The sequence below is a fragment of the Wenjunlia tyrosinilytica genome, assembly GCF_014646055.1.
Classification (GTDB): domain Bacteria; phylum Actinomycetota; class Actinomycetes; order Streptomycetales; family Streptomycetaceae; genus Wenjunlia; species Wenjunlia tyrosinilytica.
In genome coordinates this window covers 189,153-212,241 of the sequence record NZ_BMMS01000017.1, presented here as the reverse complement: position 1 = coordinate 212,241, position 23,089 = coordinate 189,153, and the positions used below count along the sequence as shown (strand labels likewise).

General features: G+C 72.0%; 18 protein-coding genes and 1 pseudogene. 9 read left to right on the top strand and 10 right to left on the bottom strand.

What is annotated here, in order from left to right; all coding sequences use genetic code 11:
* Positions 1 to 231 precede the first annotated feature (231 nt).
* From IEY86_RS20600 to IEY86_RS20560, 9 genes are all read right to left on the bottom strand, one after another.
* Positions 232 to 900, bottom strand: coding sequence for a CBS domain-containing protein (locus IEY86_RS20600; protein ID WP_189133242.1), 669 nt, complete (start codon positions 898 to 900; stop codon positions 232 to 234).
* 114 nt (positions 901 to 1,014) lie between these two features.
* Positions 1,015 to 1,473 carry a cyclic nucleotide-binding domain-containing protein gene (locus tag IEY86_RS20595; protein ID WP_189133263.1) on the bottom strand — a complete coding sequence of 153 codons (459 nt, stop codon included), beginning with the start codon at positions 1,471 to 1,473 and terminating at the stop codon, positions 1,015 to 1,017.
* Positions 1,474 to 1,478: 5 nt separating this feature from the next.
* Positions 1,479 to 1,637, bottom strand: coding sequence for a hypothetical protein (locus IEY86_RS37855; protein WP_308425157.1), 159 nt, complete (start codon positions 1,635 to 1,637; stop codon positions 1,479 to 1,481).
* A gap of 372 nt (positions 1,638 to 2,009) precedes the next feature.
* Entirely contained in the window at positions 2,010 to 2,177 is a 168-nt protein-coding gene (locus IEY86_RS36615) for an aldehyde dehydrogenase family protein (RefSeq protein ID WP_229698620.1), read from the bottom strand.
* 316 nt (positions 2,178 to 2,493) lie between these two features.
* Positions 2,494 to 3,348, bottom strand: coding sequence for a polyphosphate kinase 2 (gene ppk2 / locus IEY86_RS20580; RefSeq protein WP_189133241.1), 855 nt, complete (start codon positions 3,346 to 3,348; stop codon positions 2,494 to 2,496).
* A 58-nt stretch (positions 3,349 to 3,406) separates the two neighbouring features.
* Positions 3,407 to 3,931, bottom strand: coding sequence for a flavodoxin domain-containing protein (locus tag IEY86_RS20575; RefSeq protein ID WP_189133240.1), 525 nt, complete (start codon positions 3,929 to 3,931; stop codon positions 3,407 to 3,409).
* Between the two features lie 31 nt (positions 3,932 to 3,962).
* Positions 3,963 to 4,691 (bottom strand): CBS domain-containing protein, encoded by a 729-nt coding sequence (locus IEY86_RS20570; protein WP_189133239.1) that lies wholly within the window; start codon positions 4,689 to 4,691, stop codon positions 3,963 to 3,965.
* Between the two features lie 50 nt (positions 4,692 to 4,741).
* Complete coding sequence (locus IEY86_RS20565; RefSeq protein ID WP_189133238.1) at positions 4,742 to 5,713, bottom strand: universal stress protein; 972 nt, start codon at positions 5,711 to 5,713, stop codon at positions 4,742 to 4,744.
* The gene (locus IEY86_RS20560) at positions 5,710 to 8,463 is read right to left on the bottom strand and encodes a bifunctional acetate--CoA ligase family protein/GNAT family N-acetyltransferase (RefSeq protein ID WP_189133237.1); all 2,754 of its coding nucleotides are present in this window, start codon (positions 8,461 to 8,463) and stop codon (positions 5,710 to 5,712) included. The genes IEY86_RS20565 and IEY86_RS20560 overlap by 4 nt, the downstream gene beginning before the upstream one ends.
* Positions 8,464 to 8,922: 459 nt before the next feature.
* Between IEY86_RS20560 and IEY86_RS20555 the strand changes: the two genes are divergently transcribed.
* The 3 genes from IEY86_RS20555 (at position 8,923) to IEY86_RS20545 (ending at position 14,892) form a co-directional block, all read left to right on the top strand.
* Complete coding sequence (locus tag IEY86_RS20555; RefSeq protein ID WP_189133236.1) at positions 8,923 to 9,795, top strand: universal stress protein; 873 nt, start codon at positions 8,923 to 8,925, stop codon at positions 9,793 to 9,795.
* Between the two features lie 82 nt (positions 9,796 to 9,877).
* Positions 9,878 to 12,280, top strand: coding sequence for a phosphoketolase family protein (locus IEY86_RS20550; protein WP_189133235.1), 2,403 nt, complete (start codon positions 9,878 to 9,880; stop codon positions 12,278 to 12,280).
* Between the two features lie 194 nt (positions 12,281 to 12,474).
* Positions 12,475 to 14,892 (top strand): glycoside hydrolase family 65 protein, encoded by a 2,418-nt coding sequence (locus IEY86_RS20545; protein WP_189133234.1) that lies wholly within the window; start codon positions 12,475 to 12,477, stop codon positions 14,890 to 14,892.
* A gap of 31 nt (positions 14,893 to 14,923) precedes the next feature.
* On the opposite strand, the gene IEY86_RS20540 is transcribed toward IEY86_RS20545, so the two are convergent.
* Positions 14,924 to 15,802, bottom strand: coding sequence for a universal stress protein (locus IEY86_RS20540; protein ID WP_189133233.1), 879 nt, complete (start codon positions 15,800 to 15,802; stop codon positions 14,924 to 14,926).
* A 206-nt stretch (positions 15,803 to 16,008) separates the two neighbouring features.
* Here IEY86_RS20540 and IEY86_RS36610 point away from each other — a divergent pair.
* The 6 genes and pseudogenes from IEY86_RS36610 to IEY86_RS20515 all read left to right on the top strand — a co-directional run.
* Positions 16,009 to 16,110, top strand: a pseudogene (locus tag IEY86_RS36610) (universal stress protein); the annotation flags it as partial.
* A gap of 47 nt (positions 16,111 to 16,157) precedes the next feature.
* Positions 16,158 to 16,565, top strand: coding sequence for an SHOCT domain-containing protein (locus IEY86_RS20535; RefSeq protein ID WP_189133232.1), 408 nt, complete (start codon positions 16,158 to 16,160; stop codon positions 16,563 to 16,565).
* 308 nt (positions 16,566 to 16,873) lie between these two features.
* On the top strand, positions 16,874 to 18,142 hold the full coding sequence (locus IEY86_RS20530; RefSeq protein ID WP_229698619.1) for a cation:proton antiporter: 1,269 nt from the start codon (positions 16,874 to 16,876) through the stop codon (positions 18,140 to 18,142).
* 358 nt (positions 18,143 to 18,500) lie between these two features.
* Complete coding sequence (locus IEY86_RS20525; RefSeq protein ID WP_189133230.1) at positions 18,501 to 18,983, top strand: hypothetical protein; 483 nt, start codon at positions 18,501 to 18,503, stop codon at positions 18,981 to 18,983.
* Positions 18,984 to 19,350: 367 nt separating this feature from the next.
* The gene (locus IEY86_RS20520) at positions 19,351 to 21,318 is read left to right on the top strand and encodes a TolB family protein (RefSeq protein ID WP_189133229.1); all 1,968 of its coding nucleotides are present in this window, start codon (positions 19,351 to 19,353) and stop codon (positions 21,316 to 21,318) included.
* Positions 21,315 to 23,087, top strand: coding sequence for a hypothetical protein (locus tag IEY86_RS20515; protein ID WP_189133228.1), 1,773 nt, complete (start codon positions 21,315 to 21,317; stop codon positions 23,085 to 23,087). The genes IEY86_RS20520 and IEY86_RS20515 overlap by 4 nt, the downstream gene beginning before the upstream one ends.
* Positions 23,088 to 23,089: the final 2 nt, after the last annotated feature.

The following is a 23,089-nucleotide window of genomic DNA, read 5'->3' as shown; positions in this document are numbered from 1 at the left end:
TCCAGCAGGTCGAGGATGCCGCGCCGGACCACCTCGTGGTCGTCCAGCAGGAAGACCCGGATCGGCCTCTCCCGCGAGAACTCTTCTCCTTGATCCACGATCGCTCCCTGCCCAGCATCCATGTAGGTCCCGTCCTCTTCGATCCTCGCCCACCGCAGCCCACCGCACCATGGGCCGAACGGCCCCATGGAAGGTACTGGTCGGGCGGGTGGAAGCGGTCCGGACAGTGGTCTACGGCGGGCCGGGCGCACCGTCTCGAGCCGTGGTGAGCTCGCATTCGACGGTGACGACGCCCTCGACCGCGCGCACGAGTCCGGCCACCAGAGGGATCAGCGATGTGTCACTGATCCCTCCGCGCACAGTGACCACCCCGTCGTCGACGCTCACCTCGACGGTGGGGGAGAGCGCGGGAGAGAGCCGGCCGACCACTTCCCGGCGCACCTCGTTCGCGATGTCCTCGTCCGACCGGAGGAAGACCTTCAGCAGGTCCGACCGGCTGACCACGCCCTCGAGACGGCCTTCGGAGTCGACCACCGGCAGGCGCTTGACCTTGCGGATGGCCATGGCCCTGGCGGCCTCGGCCAGGGGCGCGTCCGAGTGCACCGTGACGGCGGGGGACGTCATGAGCTCCTCGGCGACGCCCGCGCCGGCCTTGCCGATGTCCTCCAGACGCCGGAGCTGTTCCAGCAGCGAGGGATCGGCGGTGCGGTACTCCTCCTTGGGCAGCAGGTCGGCCTCGGAGACCACCCCTATGACGCGCCCCTCGCCCTCCAGCACCGGCAGGGCGCTGACCCTCCACTGCTCCATCGTTCGCACGATCTCTTTGAACGACGCGTCGCGGCCGACCGCGACGACCGTGTGGGTCATCACGTCGCTGACGGTGCGCATGGTGCCGGTCATGGCTGCCTCCGTGGCTGGGAGTCGAAGCGCTCGACCGCGGGGTCGAGGAAGTCTGTGTCCGCGCTCTCCCGGTGCACCCGCTCCACCCGGTGGGCCACAGGGACCGCGGCCGTCTCAGTCCCCGTCATCGCGATAGCTCCGGTGGGGCCCGTACAGGTCGAGCAGACGTGTACGGGCGGACTTCAGCCGGTCCGCGATCACCTGTGCGCAGGCGAGGACGAGGTCGTGGCCGAGTGCCGGATCCTCCCGGCACAGCTGCCGCACCCGCTCGGCGTCGAATTCCAGCGCGCGCACCGGGCTGAGGGCCTGCGCGCCGAAGTGCCAGCGGTACGGCGGAAACAGCCATGACCAGCCGAGCAGTTCTCCGGGCCCCAGGGTCTCGACCCTGGGGGCGGCGCGTCCGGGTATATGGAGGCTGAGGTCGACCGACCCCGAGCGGATGATCCAGAAGTGGTCCGCCCTGCCGCCCTCCTCGAACAGGCGGCTGCCGGCGGGGAAGTTCACCTGCCGGGAGAACTCCATCAGGCGCTCGAGGTGAGGGTCCTTCAGCCCGGCGAGCGGGCCGGTCGCCATAGTGGTCACTGTTCCGCCTCCTTCGTTCGCGGGTCCACCGGCGGCATCGAGCGGCCCATCCGCTCCGCGGCCGACGAGACGGCGGCCCGCCGGTACCGTCCCGCGTCCGGCTCCGTGCCCCAGCCGTAGGGCAGCCGGTCGCGGGAGCCGATCTCCGCGAGCACGATCGCGCCGTCCCGGACAGAGGGATCGATGACGGCCTGCCCTCTTCGGCGAGCACGCGCACCAGCGCGTCGAGCCTGTCCTTGCCGAGCGCCGCGCGAGGTCTCCTCGACAGCCGCCATGTCGCACCTCTTCGCCGGTGGTGGGGCCTTCACGGCCATGGTCCGGTGCCACGAGCGGCACCGGCAGGGGCCAAGCGGCCCATGAGGACGGTCCAACCGGCTCCTCTTGACCTCGACGCGGCGATCCCGAAACGCAAAGGGTCCTTGCGGCGGGGTGGGCCTGATCGCGGACCGGGCTGTGCATCGGAAGGTACTTGCTGCACGCTTCCCCCGCGCCTGGGAGTCGGCGGGGGGAGGCGCTTCACGCGGATGTCAGGACAGCGACGTCCAGACGCTCTTCACTTCGGTGTAGAGGTCGATGGCGCTGCTGGGCATCTCCCGGCCCCGGCCACTGGACTTGAAGCCGCCCCAGGGCGCGGAGGCGTCCAGCGGGTTGGGCGTGTTGATGAACACGGTGCCCGCGTGGATCGCGCCCGCCACGGTGTCTTGCGTTGACGGGCACGGATGTTCGGCAGAGGCGCCGAGGGGCGCGCCCGAGGCGTGACGGAGAGCGGAACACGGCAACGGCTCCGGGCCGGCTCCTGGCAGGAGCCGGCCCGGAGCCGTTCGTACGGCTCAGACGGCGCTGGAACCGGTCGGCGACGGGTGCGGTGCCGTCCCGGCGGCGCGTACCGGCACCGGCATCCGGCATCGGGCATCCGTCAAAACCGGACCGCCAACGCGCCGATCAAGCAATCACCGATCGCCCATGACCACTGAAGCCATCGGACTCGTTCATCCAGGTGCTGTCCGTCTCCTAGGTGCTGTCCGTCTCCGATCCCAGCAAGGAGCCCGCGTGGTCGGGCACATATGTCTGCATCTCCCTGGGCGGACGCTCGTAGCCGGTGGGAGGCGGGCGGTCCGGCAGGCGGAGCGCGGAGCGCTGGACCTCGTGGTAGGGAACGGTGGAGAGCAGATGGGCGATCATATTGATGCGCGCCCGCCTCTTGTCGTCGGCGTCGACGACGTACCAGGGGGCCTCGGGAATGTCCGTGTGCACGAACATCTCGTCCTTCGCCCGCGAGTACGCCTCCCAGCGGGTGACGGACTCCAGGTCCATCGGTGACAGCTTCCAGCGCCGCATGGGATCGGTCAGCCTCGACCGGAAGCGCCGCTCCTGTTCCTCGTCGCCGACGGAGAACCAGTACTTGCGCAGCAGGATGCCGTCCTCGACGAGGAGCCGTTCGAAGATGGGGCACTGGTGGAGGAAGCGTCCGTACTCGGCTTTCGTGCAGAAGCCCATGACGCGCTCGACACCCGCCCGGTTGTACCAACTGCGGTCGAACAGCACCAGCTCACCGGCGGCCGGCAGATGCTCCGCGTACCGCTGGAAGTACCACTGTCCGCGCTGGCGGTCCGTGGGCGCCGGAAGAGCGACGATACGGGCCACGCGCGGGTTGAGGAACTCGGTGACGCGCTTGATGGTGCTTCCCTTGCCCGCGGCGTCGCGGCCCTCGAAGACGACGACCAGCCGGGCTCCCTCCGCCCGCACCCATTCCTGCATCACCACCAGTTGCTCCTGAAGGCGGGACAGCTCCCGCTCGTACACCTTGCGGGGCATACGGGCGGGCGGAGCGTCCTGCCCCTGCTTGCCGCGGTCCTTTTGCGCCATGCGGGCGATCCCTTCCGGCAGCGGGTCCGTTCGGGCGAGGGCGGTCCAGTCGCCGCCGTCAGGCCGCGTGCGAGGTGTACGGCGGCTGTGCGGCGAGGTCGGTGGCGATGCCGTCCGCCCAGGAGCGGATCTGTCCGCGGTCGCGGAAGTCACCGCCTCGGCCGGACTTGAGGATCTGCCGGGCGATCAGGCCCTTGGCGCCGTCCTCCAGCCGCCCCCCGAAGGTGGCGTGGTCCCGGGCGCCCAGTCGGCCCATGGCCCGCCGGGCGCTCGCGGTCGGGGGGATGCGCCGCTGCGCGGCCGAGGCGTCCAACGGCCCGCTGCTGAACATCCAGACGGGCCGGTCCGCCAGCTTCCCGCGGTGCCGACGGGAGAACCGCACCGCGTCGCGGTGCCAGCGGTTCGTGTACAGGGCGCCGCCCAGCACGACCGCGTCGTACTCCGTGACGTCGCGGACATCGCCCGCGGGACGCACGTCGGCCACGATGCCGTGCTCGCGGAGCGTGGTGCCGATCATCTCTGCGATCTCCGCCGTGGAACCGTTCTTGGTCCCATGCGCGACCAGGACACGCAAGTCTGCCATCTTCCTCACTCCTCCTCTCGGCCCGAGGGCCTCACAGGCGGCGCAGCCAGTCGTCGGCCACGCCGTGCATCGCGGGCTGCGTGGGCTCGGTGTGCGTGTCGTCGTGGCGGTAGGACAGGTGGTCGACCACGTCCACCACTCCGTCGACCTGACTTGTCAGGCGCACAAGGATGGGAATCTCGCTGCGCCGTTCGAGTCGCCCGCTCACCTCCACGACACCGTCGTCCACTGTCACCTCGACAGTACCGGGGGTCAGCGAGAGTGTCTTGACGAGCACCTCGCCGATCACCTCGCCCCGGATGTCCTCGTCGGCGCGCAGGAAGACCCTCAGCAGCTCGCGCCGGGTGACGATGCCCACCAGCCGGTCCTCCTCGTCCAGCACCGGCAGCCGCTCGACGCTGTGCCGGGCCATGGTCCGGGCGGCGGAGACGATGGTGTCTTCCGCGTGCACGGTGACCGCCGGCGCTGACATCAGCTCCTCGGCGGTCCTGGCCGAGGCCGTGGCGGCTTTGCGCCGAGCACTTCGGCCCCGCCACGGCATGCGCCGACGTGGCGGGTCCTGTGCGTCGGCCTGTGCGGCTTGACGCAGGACCAGATCGGTCTCGGAGACCACCCCGAGCACCTTCTCGTCGTCGTCCACGACGGGAAGCCCGCTGATGCGGTGCCGCGCCAGCTGCTCGGCGACTTCCTTGAAGGTCGTGTCGGGCGTCACCCGAACGACGTCGGGCGCCATCACGGTGCCGACCCTGTGCTGCTTCATGATGTGCCTCTTCTTAGTGGTTGATGTGACTTCAAGGGGTGGAATGGCTCTCAGGTGGCAAAGGGGTCGGTGGGGACCAGCACCACCGGGCAGTGGCTGCGTCGCAGCAGTGCGTGGGCGACCGGGCCCAGACGCGCATCGGTGCCCGGGTCCGAGGGACGGACCGCGACGACGACCACGTCCGCCGCCCGGGAGGCGTGGACCAGGGCCTCCGCCGCCCGGTGCCGAACCGCATCGCACCGCACGGGCACATCCGGGAACTTCTCCCGCAGGCCGGCGACGACGTGCCTGGCGACGGCCGCTCCCGTCCGAGCTCTCAGAGCCCGGTCCGCGCGCAGTCCCGAGACGGACGCCGGCGGCTGCGTTCTGACGCGGCCGACGGCGTGCAGCGCGCGCAGCCGCGCGCCCCTTCGAGCCGCTTCCTCCAGGGCGAACAGCACGGCCTCACCGTCGGCGTCGTTCTCGACGCCGACGAGGACCTTGCCGTGCCCCCTCGGGCCCAGGACCTTCGCAGCCCTGCCCCGGACGACCATGAGCGGTCCCCGCGTGTGCCTTGCGAGGCGCAGGCTCACGGAGCCGAGGAGCAGTCCCCGGAACCCTCCGAGGCCCCGGGTGCCGACGACGGTCAGGGCCGCGTCGGCGCTGCGGCGTGCCAGCGCCCGGGCCGCGTCCTCCGAGGTCGTCGTCGTCCACACCGACACATCGGGGGCCCGTTCCCGGACGCGTGCCGCGGCGGCCGACACGGTGGATTCCGCGGCATCGTCGCGTCCGCGGTGTCCCGTCCGCTCCTGGGCGCCGGACACGTGCCCGACCGCGGTCCACGCCCCTGCGTGCAGGATCTGGAGGCCGGCGCCGCGCGCCCGTGCCTCCTCGACGGCCCGGTCCAGGGCCGCAAGGGAGTCGGCCGACCCGTCGACCCCGACCACGACGTCGCAGAGCCCTCGCGCATGGACATCTCGATCATGGACACCGCGCTCATGGACACCGCCGGCCGTGTCGGCATGCGTCGGTTCGGTGATCATCGGGGCGCACCTCCTCCGCTCCACTCGCGCAGGTGCCGCAGATAGGGGTCCTTGCCGGTCTGCGGCACCAGTCGCAGCCGCACATCCAGTGCCGCCACACCTGCCGCGGTGGCCACCACGGGGTTGAAGTCGGCTTCGGCCAACTGCGGCAGGTCGCACGCCATCCGGGAGAGCCGCAGCAGGAACTGCTCCAGTGCCTCCAGGTCCAAGGGCGCGCTGCCGCGGTACCCGAAGAGCAGCGGGGCACAGCGCGGGCCGGTCATCAGGGCGTGCGCGTCGCGGTCGGTGAGCGGGGCCAGGCGAGCGGCGTGGTCGGCGAGCAGTTCGGTGGCGGTTCCGCCGAGCCCGAACAGCACCAACGGACCGAAGACCTCGTCCTGGACGACACCGGCGAACAGCTCGGTGCCGCGCTCGGCCATCGGCTGAACGATCATCCCGGTCATCACGTCCGCGAACCGGTCTGCCAGCTCCCGGTAGGCGGCACGCACCTGCGCGTCACCGTCGAGGCCGAGGCGCAGGGCACCTTGCTCGCTCTTGTGCACCTGCCCCGGACAGTAGGCCTTGAGAACGGCCCCGCCGTCCGCTCCTGCCAGGCGCCGTGCCGCCTCGACGGCCGCCTCCTCGTCGTGGACCCACGACCAGGGCAGCTGGGGCAGCCCGTAGCAGGCGAGAAGGTCGGCGCAGGTCAGCGGGTCCAGCCAGCCGCCGCGGGGGTGCTCCGCCAGATACTTCTCGACGACGGCGGCGGCGGCCCCGCGGTCGACACCGGAGAGCGTGGGCACGGTGCCGACGGGCTGGGACCGCCAGCGGGCGTACTCCGCCGCGTGGGCCAGCGCGCCGGCCGCGCCCTGCGGATCCGCGTAGGCCGGCACGGCGGCTCCGTCGGTGGTGGGAAGAAGCCGGACAGGGGGTTCCTGGTCGAGGAGGACGGCCGCGACGGTTCTGGAGCGGTGGCCCGGTGCTCCGGTGAGAGACCGTATGGGATCGTCCCCGGTCGCCCTGGTCGGCGCGGTGGGGACCAGCACGACCAGCACGGCGTCGACACCCCCGTGGTCCGCGAGCCGGTCCACGCAGCGACGCAGCGCGGCGGAGCCCACTGAGGCGGTGGTGTCCACGGGGTTGGCCGCGGCGGCGCCCGACGGCAGGTCGGCCAGCAGCTGCGCCTCGAGCGATGCGTCGAACGGCGCCACGGTCAGCCCCGCCTCGACACAGGCGTCCGCGGCCAGGACACCCGCTCCACCGGCGTTCGACACGACGGCCACGGACCCACCCTCGGGCAGCGGCTGCGCGTGCAGGAGCGCGGCCGTGCCGAGCAGATCCCCGATGCCGCTTGTGGCGATGATTCCGGCCTGGGTGAACAGGGCCTGCCTGGTCATGGTCGGGGTGGCCGCGGCGGCGGTGTGGGAGGCCGCCGCACGTCGGCCCGCCGCGGAACGCCCCGCGTCGACGGTCAGCACGGGCAGGCGGTGCGCGACCCTGCGGGCGGTGCGCGAGAACGCCCGGGGGTTGCCGAAGGACTCCAGGTGGAGCACGGCCAGGTCGGTGCCGCCCTCGCCCTCCCACCACTGCAGCAGGTCGTTGCCGCTGATGTCGTACTTGTCGCCGAGGGAGACGAACGTCGAGACGCCGATTCCCAGGCGGGACAGACCGCCCAGCAGGGCGATCCCGACACCGCCGGACTGGACGGCGACGCCCGCGGTGCCGGGAAGCGGACGCCGGGCCGCGAACGTGGCGTCGAGCCGCACGTCCCTCGCCGTGTTGGCGATCCCGAGGCAGTTGGGTCCGACCAGGCGCATGCTGTGGGTTCGGCACGCGTCCAGCAGCTCCGCGGACTGCTGCGGCGTCAGCCCCGAGGTCACCGTGACGAGGGCGCGGACGCCGGCTTCGCCGCACTCACGTGCCACACCGGGCACCAGATGCGCGGGTACGGCGACCACGACCAGGTCCGGGACGGTGGGCAGGAGCCGCACCGACGGGTACGAGGGCACGTCGGCGACGCGGTCCGCGTGCGGATTGACGGCGTACACGGTGCCGGTGAATCCGCCCTCGCGGATGTTCTCAAGGATCTCCCGGCCGACCGAGCCCCGGGCGCGCCCGGCTCCGACGACGGCCAGTGACCCCGGCCGCAGCAGGGGGCCCATGCTGGCCACGTCCGCGACCCGGCCCCTGGCATCCACCGCCGACAGATAGCTCTCGTCCGGTTCGAGGTGGACCTCGAGATGGACCTCGGTGCCCTCGAACCGGCGCGAGGTGCGCAGTCCCAGGTCGGCGAAGACCTTCAGCACGGCATGGTTGTCGGCGAGCGCGTCAGCGGTGAAGGCACGGATCCCCGCCTGCCGGGCGGCCCCCACCAAGTGCTCGAGCAGCAGGGTGCCGATACCCCGGTGGTGCCAGTCGTCCGCCACGGCCAGGGCGACCTCGGCCGTGTGCGGGTCCGACGTCCGGCCGGGGGCCGAGTCGGCCGGGGAGCCGGGGGACGCGTCGAACTCGGCGGTGCCCACCACGACGCTCCCCACAGTGGCCAGAAGGGCCAGGAAGCCCGGGCGCGGGGTGCACACCCGGGCAGCGGCCCGCTCGCCCGCCCGACGGCTGACGGCGAAGAACCGGAAGCGCAGGTTCTCCGGCGACATCTCCTCGTGCATCCGGAGCACTCGCTCGCGGTCCCGCGGCCGCGCGGGCCGGATCCGCACGATTGTGCCGTTGGACAGCAGCGCGTCGGCCGTCGCCGTGCTGAGCGTGGTGTCAGCCATGGTGCTCCCTCTCCCGCTCGTTGTCCGCCTCCTACACTCGGCCGGACACAGGAGCGGGCACAGGGGCTGATCGGGGTCCGCCGCGGGCCGTTCGGCCCCGATGACCGGATCCCGCGGCCGCCGGCCGGTCGAAGGCGGCCGCACACGCGTTCGGGGGGATCGCGCGGGGGCCCCGCCCGCCCGGCGGCGGGTCGGGCGCCGGACGCGTCCCGCCGGGCACGCGGTGGCCACGTCGTGCCGGCTCGTCGCCCACCCCGATCACGATGACGCGGGTCGACTCGGCCCATGAGCCTCCCTCGATTCCGCAGGGCTCCACGGTCCCACCTCGTGCCGCCGCGTCACCCGCGCTTGGGGCCGAACGTCCCCAGTGGGGGCCGAAGCGCCCCTGTCGGCCCGCCGGGTGCGGGTGGAAGGGTTCGAAGCAACAAACACCGAGGTTCACGAGAGGTGGTGGCGGCCATGGAGCTGCCCCTGGTGATCGGCGTCGACGGGTCGGACTTCAGTCTGAGGGCCCTGGACTGGGCGGTCGACGCAGCGGCGCGGCACGGTTGGCCGCTGCGGCTGGTCCACGCGTCCTTGTGGGAGCGCTACGAAGGCGTCGTCCCCTCGTTCGGCGGTTCCCGGCCGTCCCAGCAGGTGTGGGCCGAGAACATCGTCGCCTCCGCCACCGAGCGGGCGCAGCTGCGCAATCCGGAAGTGAAGGTGTCCGGCGAGGTCGTGGCCGAGGACCCGGCGGATGCCCTGGTCCGCGAGAGCGAAGAGGCCTCCGCGGTCATCGTCGGATCGCGCGGGCGCGGCCGGCTGGCGCAAATGCTCCTGGGCTCGGTGAGCCTTTCCGCGGCGGGCAGAGCCCACTGCCCGGTCATCGTCGTCCGTGGCGGCCAGGCGAACGTGGACGGCAGCTTCAAGCGGCTGATCCTGGGGGTCTCCGAGGACACCGGGCCGTCCTCCGCCTCGGCCGCCTTCGCCGTGCGCGAGGCGCAGGTGCGCGGCAGTGAACTGCTGGCGCTGCACATCTGGCGTGCTCCGGCGGGTGAGAACGTGTTGGACGGGGGATTCTCCGCCGAGGCGGAGCACCACCACGAACAACGCGCCCGCCGGACTCTCGAGCGCGCCCTCGAAGGGCTGCCGGACCCCGGACCGGGTGTCCTGCGCCCGGAGACCTTCGAGGGGCAGGCGCGACAGGTGCTCCTCGACGCGGGGAGCACCGCGGACCTGCTGATCGTGGGTGCCCGCCGGAGGAAGGGCTCTCTCGGACTCCAGCTCGGCCCGGTGAACCACGCTCTTCTGCATTACGCCCCGTGCCCCGTGGCAGTGGTATCGGAGGAGTGACCTTCGCGGCACGACCCGGTCCGCTCATCCAACGCACCCAGCACGCCCGACAAGTACGCACCAGACGACCAAGGAGCAGTCGATGCCAGACGTGCCCGTGCACCCCGGTGACCCCACCGGCTCCCAGCACCTCACCGACGACGAGGTTGCGGCGCTGGACGCCCACTGGCGTGCCGCCAACTACCTCGCCGTGGGCCAGATCTACCTCCTCGACGACAACCCGCTGCTGACCGAGCCGCTGCGGCCGGAGCACATCAAGCCGCGCCTGCTGGGCCACTGGGGCACCTCACCCGGTCTGAACCTGGTGCACACCCACCTCAACCGCGTCATCAAGGCCCGCGACCTCGACACGGTGTGCATCTGGGGGCCGGGCCACGGCGGTCCGGCGGTGCTCGCCAACTCCTGGCTGGAAGGCAGTTACAGCCAGACCTATCCCGCTGTCGGCAGGGACGCGCAAGGCATGGGGCGGCTGTTCCGCCAGTTCTCCTTCCCCGGCGGAGTGCCCAGCCATGTCGCTCCCGAGACCCCCGGCTCCATCCACGAGGGCGGCGAACTCGGCTACAGCCTCGCCCACGCCTACGGCGCCGCCTTCGACAACCCCTCCCTCATCGTTGCCTGCGTGGTCGGTGACGGGGAGGCCGAGACCGGCCCGCTGGCCGCCTCATGGCACTCCAACAAGTTCCTCGACCCGGTCCACGACGGTGCCGTCCTGCCGATCCTGCACCTGAACGGGTACAAGATCGCCAACCCGACGGTGCTCTCCCGACTGCCCAGGGCCGAGCTCGACGACCTGATGCGCGGATACGGCCATGAGCCGATCCATGTCACCGGCAGCGACCCGGCCGCGGTGCACCGGGCGATGGCGCACGCCATGGACTCCGCTCTCGACCACATCGCCATCATCCAGCGCACCGCCCGCGAGGAAGGCGTCACCGAGCGCGCCCGCTGGCCCATGATCGTGCTGCGCACCCCCAAGGGCTGGACCGGACCGGCGGAGGTCGACGGCGTCCCGGTGGAGGGCACCTGGCGCGCCCACCAGGTCCCCCTTGCCCATGTGCGCGAGAACCCGGCGCATCTGCGCCAGCTCGAGCAGTGGATGCGCTCCTACCGGCCGGAGGACCTGTTCGACGCCGAAGGGCGGCCCCGGCCGCTCGTGCTCGACTGCGTCCCGGAGGGCGACCGCCGCCTCGGTGCCAACCCCCACGCCAACGGCGGCCTGCTCCTGCGCGACCTGCCGATCCCGGGCCTGGAACGGCACGCGGTCCCCGTGGACAAGCCCGGCACCGCCCTGCACGAACCCACCCGCGTGCTCGGCGGCCTGCTGGAGCGGGTCATGGCCGAGACCGGTGACCGCAGGGACTTCCGCCTCGTCGGCCCCGACGAGACCGCCTCCAACCGCCTCCAGGCCGTCTTCGACGTGACCGACAAGGCCTGGCAGGCCGAGACCCTGTCCACCGACGAGCACCTCGGCCGCCACGGCAGGGTGATGGAGATCCTCTCGGAGCACGTCTGCCAGGGCTGGCTGGAGGGGTACCTGCTCACCGGACGCCACGGCCTGTTCTCCTGCTACGAGGCGTTCGTGCACATCGTGGACTCGATGGTCAACCAGCACATCAAATGGCTCAAGGTCTCCCGCGCACTGCCGTGGCGCCGCCCCGTCGCGTCCCTCAACTACCTGCTGACCTCCCACGTCTGGAGGCAGGACCACAACGGCTTCTCCCACCAGGACCCCGGCTTCGTCGACCACGTCCTGAACAAGAGCCCCGAGGTCGTGCGCGTCTACCTCCCGCCGGACGCCAACACCCTGCTGTCGGTCGCCGACCACGCGCTGCGCAGCCGCGACTACGTCAATGTCGTCGTCGCGGGAAAGCAGCCCTGCTTCGACTGGCTGGACCTCGAACAGGCCCGCGCCCACTGCGCCCGGGGCGCCGGCATCTGGGACTGGGCCGGGACCGAGGACGGCACCCGCGAACCCGACGTCGTCCTCGCGGCCGCCGGGGACGTGCCCACCCTGGAGGTCATGGCCGCCGCCGACCTGCTGCGCCGCCACCTGCCCGACCTGGCCGTCCGCGTCGTGAACGTCGTCGACATGACCCGGCTGATGCCCAGCGAGGACCACCCGCACGGCATGTCCGACCTGGAGTTCGACGCGGTCTTCACCCGTGACAAGCCGGTGATCTTCGCCTACCACGGCTATCCGTGGCTCATCCACCGGCTGGCCTACCGCAGGGCCGTCCACCCGCAGATGCATGTGCGCGGCTACAAGGAGATGGGCACGACGACCACCCCGTTCGACATGGTCGTGCGCAACGACCTGGACCGGTACCGGCTGGTCATGGATGTCATCGACCGCGTTCCCGGTCTCTCCGGCCGTGCCGCCTCCGTCCGCCAGGCCATGGAGGACACCCGCACCCGCCACCATGCCTGGATCCGCGAGCACGGCACGGACCTGCCCGAGGTGGCCGACTGGAGCTGGACCGGCTGACCGGCCCGCCCGGGCGGGGCCGTCGGCCCACCGCCACCGCCCGGGGCGGCGGCGGACCGGCTGCCCGGTCGGCTCCGGCACGCACGAGGATCCGCACCGCCCCCGAGCGGTCCGGATCCTCGTGCGAGACGATCGATGGAGTGGACCGCGAGAGCTGGACACCTGTTCGAAGCGGAGGCGTGAAGGGCCGAGCGATGCCTGAGTGGACCTGGGAGTACGAGGGCTACGACCCCGGCCGGGAAAGGCTCCGCGAAGCCCTGTGCACCCTCGGCAACGGCTGTTTCGCCACTCGTGGCGCGGCCCCCGAGGCCGCCCCGGGTCCGGCGCACTACCCGGGCACCTACGCCGCGGGCTGCTACGACCGCCTCACCTCCACCGTGGCCGGCCGCCAGGTCTCCAACGAGGACCTGGTCAACCTGCCGGACTGGCTCCCCCTGCGCTTTCGCGTGCGGACACCGGACACCCCCGACCCCGCGTGGGTCGGCCCGGACGACGGCTCGGCGGTGGGATACCGGCAGGTCCTGGACATGCGCGAGGGCATCCTGCGCCGAAGCCTGTGCTTCGAGGACGCGAGCGGCAGGCGGCTCGCGGTCGAGCAGCACCGCCTCGTCCACATGGGAGACCCTCACCTGGCCGCCCTGTGGACGCGGTTCACGGCGCAGGGGTGGGAGGGCGTGCTGCAGATCGAGTCCGCACTGGACGGCACGGTGACCAACTCGGGCGTCGAGCGCTACCGCGCCCTCGACGGGCAGCACTTGACCCAGGTGCACACCGGATCAGCGGATGCGGGCATCGTGTGGCTGCGCTGCCGCACCCGCACCTCCGACCTCGGTGTCGCCATGGCCGCCCGTACGGTCGTCGCGGACGACCCCGGTCACGCCGCCCCGCGCCTGCGGGCCGACGACCGCCGGGCGACGCAGGTGATCGAGGTGCCGCTGGCGCGCGGAGCCCCGGTGGCCGTCGAGAAGACCGTCGCGCTGCACACGTCCAGGGATCCGGCGATCAGCGATCCGCTGGGCGCCTCGATCGAGCGGGTCCGGGCGGCACCCGGCTTCGCGGGCCTGCTCGCGTCCCACCGCACGGCGTGGGAGCACCTGTGGCGCAGAACGGGTCTCGACGTCCCCGGCGAAGCCGGCCGCATCCTGCGGCTGCACCAGTTCCACCTGCTGCAGACACTCTCCCCGCACACCGCGGACCTCGACACGGGAGTGCCCGCCCGCGGCCTGCACGGCGAGGCCTACCGCGGACACGTGTTCTGGGACGAGCTGTTCGTCCTTCCCTTTCTGAACCTGCACTTCCCCGAGGTCTCCCGGGCCCTGCTCGACTACCGCCACCGCAGGCTCCCGCAGGCCTGCCGCGCCGCGGCGCGGGCGGGCCGGAAGGGAGCGATGTTTCCCTGGCAGAGCGCGGGAGACGGCCGCGAGGAGTCACAGCGCCTCCACCTCAACCCACGATCAGGCCGCTGGGTGCCGGACCTGTCCGCGCTCCAGCACCACGTCGGCTCCGCCGTGGCCTACAACGTGTGGCAGTACTGCCAGGCCAGCGGTGACACCCAGTACCTGCACACCAGGGGCGCCGAGATGCTGGTGCAGATCGCCCGCTTCTGGGCCGACCGCGCCGCCCTCGACGCCTCGACGGGCCGGTACCGCATCCGGGGCGTCGTCGGCCCCGACGAGTACCACGACGCCTATCCCGGCGCGTCCGAGCCGGGACTGGACGACAACGCCTACACCAACGTCATGGCCGCCTGGGTGCTGTGCCGCGCCCTGGACCTGACACGATCGCTCCCCGCGCCGCGCCGGGACGAGCTCTTCGAGCGGATCGGGGTCGCCGACGGCGAGCCCGGCCACTGGGAGGAGGTGTCCCGGCGGCTGACGGTGCCCTTCCACAGCGGAGTGATCAGCCAGTTCGAGGGCTACGAGGAGCTGTCCGAACTCGACTGGCAGGCGTACCGGGACCGGTACGGCGACATCCGCCGCCTCGATCGGATCCTGGAGGCGGAGGGGGACAGCGTCAACCACTACAAGGCGTCGAAGCAGGCCGACGCGCTGATGCTCGGACACCTCTTCTCGCCGGGCGAGCTGGGCGGGCTGTTCCGCAGACTGGGATACACCATGGACGATGTGACGTGGCACAGGACGGTCGACTACTACCTGCGCCGCACCAGCCACGGGTCGACGCTGAGCGGTCTGGTGCACGGCTGGGTCCTCGCCAGGGCGCGGCGGGCGGACGCCTGGAGGTACTTCCTGGAGGCGCTCACCTCGGACGTCGCGGACATCCAGGGAGGCACCACCGCGGAGGGGGTCCATCTCGGTGCCATGGCGGGGACGCTGGACCTGGTCCAGCGGGGACTGACCGGCATGGAGACCCGGGACGAGGCACTGTGGTTCGACCCGGTGCCGCTGCCCGAGCTGTCGGAGTTCGGATTCTCCATCAACTTCCGCGGGCACTGGGGCGTCGGGGTGCGTGTGCGGGGCGGCCGGCTACGGGTGGACGTCCCGCCGTCGCGGGAGCCGCCCATCCGGGTGATCCTGGCCGACCGCGCGGTGAGTGTGGCGCCCGGCCAGGCGCGCTGGCTGGATCTCCCGTCCGGCCCTCCGAACGGGCACTGAGCCGCGGCGTGGCAGGGCACCGCCGGTGACCTCAGCCGTGGGGAACGATCGCCACCGGGCAGGGGGCGTGGTGCAGCGCGGCGTGCGCGACCGGTCCGGGGTGGTCGCTCCCGGCGCCCTCGGCCCGACCCAGCACCAGGAGGCCGGCGTGCGTCGAGGCGTTCACCACCGCCTTGGCGGGGTTGAAGAGCACGACGTCGAGCACGACCCGCACATCGGGGTTGTCCCGCCGGCCGCGGCGCAGGGCGTCCGACAGCAGCTGCACCTCCAGGTCCTCGCAGGTGGCCCGGTCGCTCTCGGGTATCTCCAGGGCCGGCGGCGGGGCGAAGGCGGCCGGAAGGCTCCACGCGTGCACCGCCCGCAGGGGTACGCCTCGGCGCCGTGCGGCGTCGAACGCGAATTCCACGACCGCGTCGGCCGGATCACGTGCGTCGATGCCGAGCACGACCTCACCCGGGGACGCCGCCGCGGTTCCTCCTCCCGCGTCGGCCGGACGACTCGCCGGGGTCACGACGACGGGGCAGCGCGCGTGCCCGGCCAGACGCAGCGCCACGGAGCCCACCAGCAGGCCGGGGAATCCGCCGATGCCACGGGCCCCGAGCACCAGCAGCCCGGCCGACTCGGCCTCGTCCAGGAGAGCGGCGGCCGGCGAGTCCCAGTGCCGGGTGTCCAGAATCTTCAAGCCGGGATGGCTCAAGGACAGGTCCGAGACCATCCGGCGCAGCATCAGCTCCTCCCCGTCCTGCCGCGGGCTCGGCAGTTGTGGGGCAGGCACTGTGCGCACCGGCAGCGGCGAGGAGTGCACCACACGCAGCGCCTGGCCCTGGCGCGCCGCTTCCTCCGCCGCCCACTGCGCGGCCCTGCAACTCGCCCACGAGCCGTCGATGCCCACGACGACGTCACCGTTCATGATGTGCCCCACCCTTCCTGTCCGGCCCGCCGCACGCGGGCCGTGCGGCTCACTGTCGAGGAAGCCGGGCGGTGACTCCATGGGCCGGACGGCCCCAGTAGGGGCCTGTGGCCCCTCCTGGCCGCCCGGCATCGGAGAGAGACTGGAATCGGCGGGAGCGCCGAACCGAAGCGGCGCGGCGCTCGACGGACGCGGAGGTGCGCATCATGGTCCGACCGGTCTTCGCGGGCGTCGACGGTTCCCCGCAGAGCCTGGCCGCCGCCGACCGGGCGGGACGGGAGGCGGTCCGCCTCGAAGTCCCTTCGAGGCCGGCCGGCCACTTGGAGCCGAGGGGGGACCGAACAAGGAGCGAGCGATGAACGACTACGTCCACTTGGCCTACGACTACCCGGTCCTGGGCGCCTTCTGGAGCGTAATGTGGATCTTCCTGTGGATCCTGTGGCTCATCCTGCTGTTCCGCGTCATCGGCGACATCTTCCGGGACGACGCCCTGAGCGGGTGGGCCAAGGCCGGATGGTGCGTCTTCGTCGTCCTTCTGCCGTTCCTGGGTGTCTTCGTCTACCTCATCGCCCGAGGAAGTGGCATGGGCACCCGTGAGCAGCAGCACGCGAGGAAGCAGCAGCGGGCATTGGACGACTACATCCGGGCAACCGCGGGTACCGGCGGCCAGGCCGACCAACTCGCCAAGCTCTCGGAGCTGCGGACCAGGGGTGAGATCACCGAGACGGAGTTCCAGCAGGGGAAGGCGAAGATCCTCGCCTGACCTCCCCGTCGCGAGCCGGGCCCACCGGTGGTCCCGCCCTTCCCGGTCCACCGGTGAGCCGCCGTCGGATGTGCGCGCACGTGCGGCCCGCGCCTCCACTTCTCGCTTTGGACGGGCACGTCCCGGCCCTTCGCGGGTACGCCTTCCGCTCGGCCTCAGCGAGGAGGCGCTCCCCCGGACGGGCTAGCCGAGTGCGACGAGCGTGACTCTTCCGGCCCCGAGCAGTTCTGAGGTGGCGGGACGCGTGTGTGCCGCGCTTCCCTGCGGGCCCGGGTCCCGCAGGGATGGTCCGTCCGAAGGAGGAGCCGGTGAATCCGTGGGCCGCGATCGCAGCCGGGACGGCGGTCTCCTGCTACGCGGCGGTTTCGCGCCGACTGGCCACGACGGCTGTCTCCGGACCGATGGTCTTTGTCGCCTCCGGGCTGTTGATCGGGCCCCAGGGGCTCGACCTGGCCGACCGCGGTCACGACGCCGAGATCACCCGGACGCTGCTGGAGAGCGCTCTGGCGCTCGTGCTGTTCACCGGAGCCGCGTCCATCCGGACGAAGGAACTGCGCAGGGAAGGCTTCCTGCCCGTACGGCTGCTGGCTGTGGGACTGCCGCTGACCATGGGGCTCGGGTGGCTGACGGCGTGGCTCGTACTGCCGGGACTGGGCATGTGGGTACTGGCACAGGTCGGCATCATCCTCGCCCCCACCGACGCGGCGCTCGGCCAGCAAGCCGTCTCCGACGAACATGTCCCCGCCCTGGTGCGCCACGGACTGAATGTCGAGTCGGGCCTGAACGACGGGGTGGCTCTGCCGTTCTTCCTGCTGGCTCTGGCGGCGGCAGGCGGCGGCCGGGAAGGTCAGGGCCCGCTGGCGACCTTCTTCCTCGCCCTGGTGGCCAGCAGTTCCATCGCGGTGGCGATCGGGTGGCTCGGAGCGCGCGTGCTGCGGGGGGCGGCCGCGCGGGGCTGGAGCACGACCGAGTGGCGGCAGATCCTCGTCCTCGCGGTACCGGTCGTGATCTACGCGTTGTGCGTCGCGGCCGACGGGAGCGGCTTCATCGGGGCCTGGACCGGCGGGCTGGCCTTCGGCGCCTTCACGCGCGGCGGACGGGCGGTCGAGCCGTCCCGCACCGCGGACGCCGGCATCGGCGAGGACACCGAGTTCGCCGACCGGCTCGGCACGCTGCTGGCGGCGCTGAGCTTCCTGTTCTTCGGCGCACTCATCCTGGGCCCCGCGCTGACACACGCCGACTGGCGGATACTGCTGTACGCGGTGCTCAGCCTCACGGCGATCCGCATGATCCCCGTCACCGTCGCTCTGATCGGTACCGGGCTGCGCGCGCCCACGGTCGCGTACGTCGGCTGGTTCGGTCCGCGGGGACTGGCCTCCGTGGTGTTCGGACTGATCGCTTTCGAGGAGCACCTGCCGGGAGGGGAACGTCTCAGTGGGGTCATCGCCGTGACAGTGGCCCTGAGCGTCTGCCTCCACGGAGCGTCGGCTGCCTTCCTCGGGTCCCGCTACGGCGCCTGGTACGCCGCAGCGCTCCGGCGCGGCCTGGAACTGCGTGAAACGGCCCCGGCCCCCTAGCCGCTCACTCCCTTCGTGGACTTGAGCTCATTACCGCCATTCCTTTGCACCGCTGCCGAGGCCGTGCAGTAGAAGGGGTGGGGCTCGTCGTCGAAATGGAGTCCGGGTCGCGATTCGCAAGCGCGCGCGAATCGATCTCGACATGGTATTGGATCATTCGGTCGGGCGGATTCCGAACGAGAATCTGCGCGCCGTATGGTCGCACGTGCGGTTGACAGCTGTTGGTACGAGGTCCGCGGAAATTCTGGTCGGATGATCGTACTTTTCGTATTCCTCTGTATATCTCTGCGCGCGTCCCGGATCATGTGCTGGGATCAAGGCAACGTGGTTCGTCTCTTCAGCGGGTGGGTTGATGCGAATGAGTGCCGACGTGTGGGCCGCGACGGCCTCGCTCATGGGTGTCGTCGTCGGTGGGCTTCTGTCCTTCGCGGCTCAGGAGACCTCACGCCGCTCGTCGGAGCGCACCGAGGAGCAGCGCCGTGACAGCGAGATCGCCGAGAAGCGGCGCGACAACCGGGTCTCGCACCTCGTCGAATTCCTCGTGGCCGCGCAGGCGGCGGAACGGGTCGCGGCGGATCGTGGCCCCCAACCGCCGCTCGACGAAGGGTGGCAGGTGCTGGCGAACCAGAGCATCGACAGGCTCTGGGTACTCCAGAAGACGATCCACATGCTCTGCGCACCGCACGTCAACGAGGCCGCGCGTGGACTGTGCTTCGCGTTACAGGAGGTGATCAAGAACGGCCCGGACGATTCGGGAGAGCCGTTCGCCGAGCAGGTGGCGGCGCACATTCGACCGAGCCGTCGTGCCTTCCTCGACGCGGCCCACGAATACCTGGGGTAACGGGTTTCGAGCAAGGCTGTGGATTCTGTTCGTGAGGGAGTGGGCGCGATGTCCGCCGCTCCTGGTACGGCGGGCTGCCCGAAAAGGGGGAGGGGCACCGCCAGGGCTGACAAACGGGGGGTCGGCGCCGCTCCGCACGGGTGCGCCACCGGGTCTCGGCCTTGGGTTTCCCGACCACGGCCGGACGGCCCGATGAACCTGTGCGAAAGGGCAAGACATGCACGGCAAGTACGTCAGCACATTCGGGGTGCGCTTCGCACCATGCAGGGGTTCGGCGGCAGGGCTGCGACTTCTGGCAGCGGGGAGTCTCCTGATCGCGGCAACGATCACGGCGGGCCCCGCCGTCGGGGCCGAGGCCGGACGGCCGGTGAACACGAAACACGAGCCGGCCGCGCAGAACGCGCGGCACGCGCGGAGCCCCGCCGTCCAGGGCGAGGCCCGCAGTCAGGGCCCTTCGATCAGCTCGGACGGCCGCTATGTGGCCTTCGTCTCCATCGCCCCCGACCTGGTGCCGGGCGACACCAATGAGGCATCGGACGTCTTCGTCCACGACCGAAGGACCGGCACGACCCGTCGCGTCAGCGTCGGCGCCGGTGGGACGCAGGGCGACGCCGACAGCTTCGGCCCCTCGGTCAGCGAGGACGGCCGGTTCGTCGCCTTCACCTCGGACGCGGACAACCTGGTGGCCCGGGACACCAACGGATGCTTCGACGTGTTCGTCCGGGACCTCGTGAAAGGCACCACCGAGCGCGTCAGCGTCGGCGCCGACCGCGCGCAGGGCGACGAGATGAGCTTTCGGACCACGATGAGCGCGGACGGCCGGTTCGTGACCTTCACCTCGGGGGCCACGGATCTCGTGCCGCGCGACACCAACGGCAAGTGGGACGTGTTCCTGCGCGACCGCAAGAAGGACACCACCGAGCGGATCAGCACGGCCGCCGACGCAGGTGGGTCGGACGGGGACAGCAAGGGCTCCGCGATCAGCGCCGACGGCCGTTTCGTGGCCTTCGCCTCCTCCGGCGCCAATCTGCTGAGCCCCGCCGCCGGAAGCGACACCAACGGCGTGGACGACGTATTCGTCCGCGACCGCAGGAAGGGCACCACCGAGCGCGTCAGCGTCGGTGCCGACGGAAGCCAGGGCAACAGCACCAGCGCCGGCTGGTCCATCAGCGCGGACGGCCGTTTCGTGGCGTTCGGCTCCCGCGCCGCCAACCTCGTTCCCGGGGACACCAATGGCGCGACCGATGTGTTCGTACGGGACCGCGACAACGGCACCACCGAACGGGTAAGCGTCGGCGCGGACGGCGCGCAAGCCGGCGCCGCCGCGCACTTCATCCCGCTGCTCAGCGGCGACGGACGGCGAGTGGCGTTCGCGTCCTCGGCGCCGAATCTCGTTCCCGGGGACACCAACGGGTACTGGGACATGTTCGTCCGCGACCGCAGGAAGGGCACCACGGAGCGCGTCAGCGTCGGTGAGGCGGGAGTCGAGGGCGACGGTGAGAGTGCCACGGACAGCGTCGGCGTCGGCATCAGCGCCGACGGCCGGTTCACCACCTTCGTCTCCGCCGCCGACAATCTGGTGCCCGGGGACACCAACGGCAGCACGGACGTGTTCCTGCGCGACCTGAAGCGGGCCTCCACCGAACGCCCCAGTGCCGGCCGCGAGGTCCAGGCACGGCATGCCACCGGCCCCGCGGCCGATGCCCGCGCCGACGGCGCCTCCGCGGACAGGCCCGGATACATCGTGGTCCAGGACCTCACCGGCGGCCGGGTGCTCGCGGCCGACCCCGAGGTCACGGACAAGCGCTCCCTGCTGGACGGGCCGCTGCGCACGGGCGCGGTCGGCGCGGCCGGGCGCGCCGCCGCCAACCCGCTGCTCGACAACGACCACGTTCTCAGCCTGAAGGGCAGCCGCAGCGTGGCCCCGCCCGGCGGCACCTCCGGCCTGGTGTCCGTCACCGGCCGTTCGCATCTGCGGGTGCCGTTCTTCTCGCGAGGCGTCGCCTCGTTCACCGACACCTCCTCCCGCGTCGCCTGGGAGGGGCAGGGCCCCTTCCGCGCCGACAAGGTCATCCACACCGACCACTGGAGGGTCGACGCCTACCCGTCGTCGGCGACGGCGGTCGGGGGACCTCAGGGAGCGCGCGCCGACGCGGCGGACGGGCTGACCTGGACCACCGAGGTGGACGACACCTGGCTCACCGAGCACTCGTGGGACAAGGTGACCTTCAGCGCCCCCGGAGTGCTGTACCGGTCCTCCTACGAGGTGACCGGGACCTTCCGGTTCGGCACGTCCTACTTCGTGGCCACGGCGAAGGACCGGGCCTCCACGTGACCGTTCCACCCATCAGCCGGTGGCGGCGGCTCTCACGTGCCTCGCGCATGCTTGCCGCCGCCGCCGTGACGCTGGGTCTGCTCGCCGCCGGGGACCACGCCCCACCACCCGGCCCGGCGGCGGGCGACCCCGGTCCGGCAATCGCCTCGCCCGCCGAGGTGCGGCGACTCCTCCTGGACTCCTGGGTCTTCGACGGCACTCGTGGCCACTTCACCGAGGCCGCGCGCAGCGTCCAGCAGTCGCCGTTCTCCCTCTACGAGACCGTGTGGCGGCTGAAACTGGCCCATGCCACCGGCGGTGGCAGGGCCGGTCTTGACCCGGCCGCCGTGCGGCGCTGGGCGGACGCCGCCCTCGAAGGGCGGCTGCGGCGCAGCGGACTGCCCGCCATCGCCCAACTCGACTACGCGGTCGCTCTTGTGCGGCTGCTCGGGGAGCAGCCGGACCGCGCTGTGGTCACCCGGACGCTGGACCGGCTGCGTGACGGCGGAGGCTACCGCGCCGACGACTCGGCCGCCCGGCCCGACCTCGGCAGCACGGCACTGGCCGTCGGCGTGCTCGAACGGCTCCATCTGCCGGTGCCGCGCCAGGTTGTCCAGGACATCGCGGCCGTACTCGCGAGGCCGCGAGGCCGGAACGAGGGGGGCGACCGAGCGGCCTCGGCCGTCATGTCGGCCCAGCTGTCCGCGCGGCTGACCGAGGCATCCAGCCCGGCACGGACAGCCGCCCTGGTGCATGCCGCCGACACCGCCCTGGAACGGCTCGCCCCGCGAGCGGACGCGGTGTGGCTGGCGCAGAAGGCGGCGCTGCGCGAGGCGGCCGGCGAAGCGGGAAGGGCCGTTGCGCCGGTCAGTCGGGCCGTGTGCGACCGACTGGTCGGATCGGACGGCGGGGTGCGCCTGCCCTCGAGTCCGGCTCCGGACCCCCAGGCCACCTTCCACGCGGTCGAACTGGGCTGCCGCCGAGCGGGGCCCGCGACCGTGACCGCGCACTCCCGGGCCGGGTGGCCGGCCCCGCAGTCCGTCTCCGAGATCCTGTCGGCGTCGGTGTCGGGGCTGCGGGCGGCCAGGTACGCCCACTCCGAGAGGGAGTTCGCCGGGCCCCTTTCCCGCTGTCTGCTGGACAACGCGCTTCCGGAGCTGGTCCGCGAGGGGCAGTCGCGGTCCGGCGGCGCGGTGGACCGGGTGAATCTGAAGATCCTGGCGGGACTGCTCGGCCCCGGCGTCGCCCGGAAGGCCGAGCGGGCGCTGCCCGCCCCGCCCCTGGACGGCACCGATGACTTCTCCCTCCTGCTCGGGCTCACCGAACTGGCCGTCGCGCCGTCACCTCCCGCCGCTCGTACGGCTGAGGCTCGGGCGGCCGTCGAGGCGGCCCTCGCCCGAACGGCGCCCGGGAACCGTCCGTCCGTCGTCCGGGCGGCTTGGCTGAGTCTGGCCGCCGCTGTCATCGACGACCGTGCCGCACACCGGGCCGCCGCCGCGGAACTGCGGGCGCTGCGGATCGGCCCCGGGGTGTACGCGGCCCAGGCGATCGGTCCCGGGCCGCCGACCCGACGCGACGCCTCACTCACCGCGTCGGCGATCGGCACCCGCCTGCTGCCGGACGCAGCGGGGCCGAGGCGGCGGTGGGTGTCGGCCGGGCTGTGCGCGAGGCGACGGTGCGCCGAGACACCCGCGCTGCTCAGGAGCCTGGACCATCAGCCCCTGCGGTCGCTGGCCCTGCTGGTGTCCGCCCGGACCGATGCCCGGGAGCCATGGGTGATCACCTTGTGAGT

Excerpts from the sequence above, each read along its gene's own strand:
- IEY86_RS20535 (WP_189133232.1), top strand. The coding sequence starts at position 16,158 with ATGAACGACTACGTCCACTTGGCCTACGACTACCCGGTCCTGGGCGCC.
- IEY86_RS20565 (WP_189133238.1), bottom strand. The coding sequence starts at position 5,713 with ATGATCACCGAACCGACGCATGCCGACACGGCCGGCGGTGTCCATGAG.
- IEY86_RS20525 (WP_189133230.1), top strand. The coding sequence starts at position 18,501 with ATGAGTGCCGACGTGTGGGCCGCGACGGCCTCGCTCATGGGTGTCGTC.
- IEY86_RS20570 (WP_189133239.1), bottom strand. The coding sequence starts at position 4,691 with ATGAAGCAGCACAGGGTCGGCACCGTGATGGCGCCCGACGTCGTTCGG.
- IEY86_RS20550 (WP_189133235.1), top strand. The coding sequence starts at position 9,878 with ATGCCAGACGTGCCCGTGCACCCCGGTGACCCCACCGGCTCCCAGCAC.
- ppk2 (WP_189133241.1), bottom strand. The coding sequence starts at position 3,348 with ATGGCGCAAAAGGACCGCGGCAAGCAGGGGCAGGACGCTCCGCCCGCC.
- IEY86_RS20545 (WP_189133234.1), top strand. The coding sequence starts at position 12,475 with ATGCCTGAGTGGACCTGGGAGTACGAGGGCTACGACCCCGGCCGGGAA.
- IEY86_RS20540 (WP_189133233.1), bottom strand. The coding sequence starts at position 15,802 with ATGAACGGTGACGTCGTCGTGGGCATCGACGGCTCGTGGGCGAGTTGC.
- IEY86_RS20560 (WP_189133237.1), bottom strand. The coding sequence starts at position 8,463 with ATGGCTGACACCACGCTCAGCACGGCGACGGCCGACGCGCTGCTGTCC.
- IEY86_RS20600 (WP_189133242.1), bottom strand. The coding sequence starts at position 900 with ATGACCGGCACCATGCGCACCGTCAGCGACGTGATGACCCACACGGTC.
- IEY86_RS20595 (WP_189133263.1), bottom strand. The coding sequence starts at position 1,473 with ATGGCGACCGGCCCGCTCGCCGGGCTGAAGGACCCTCACCTCGAGCGC.
- IEY86_RS20555 (WP_189133236.1), top strand. The coding sequence starts at position 8,923 with ATGGAGCTGCCCCTGGTGATCGGCGTCGACGGGTCGGACTTCAGTCTG.
- IEY86_RS20575 (WP_189133240.1), bottom strand. The coding sequence starts at position 3,931 with ATGGCAGACTTGCGTGTCCTGGTCGCGCATGGGACCAAGAACGGTTCC.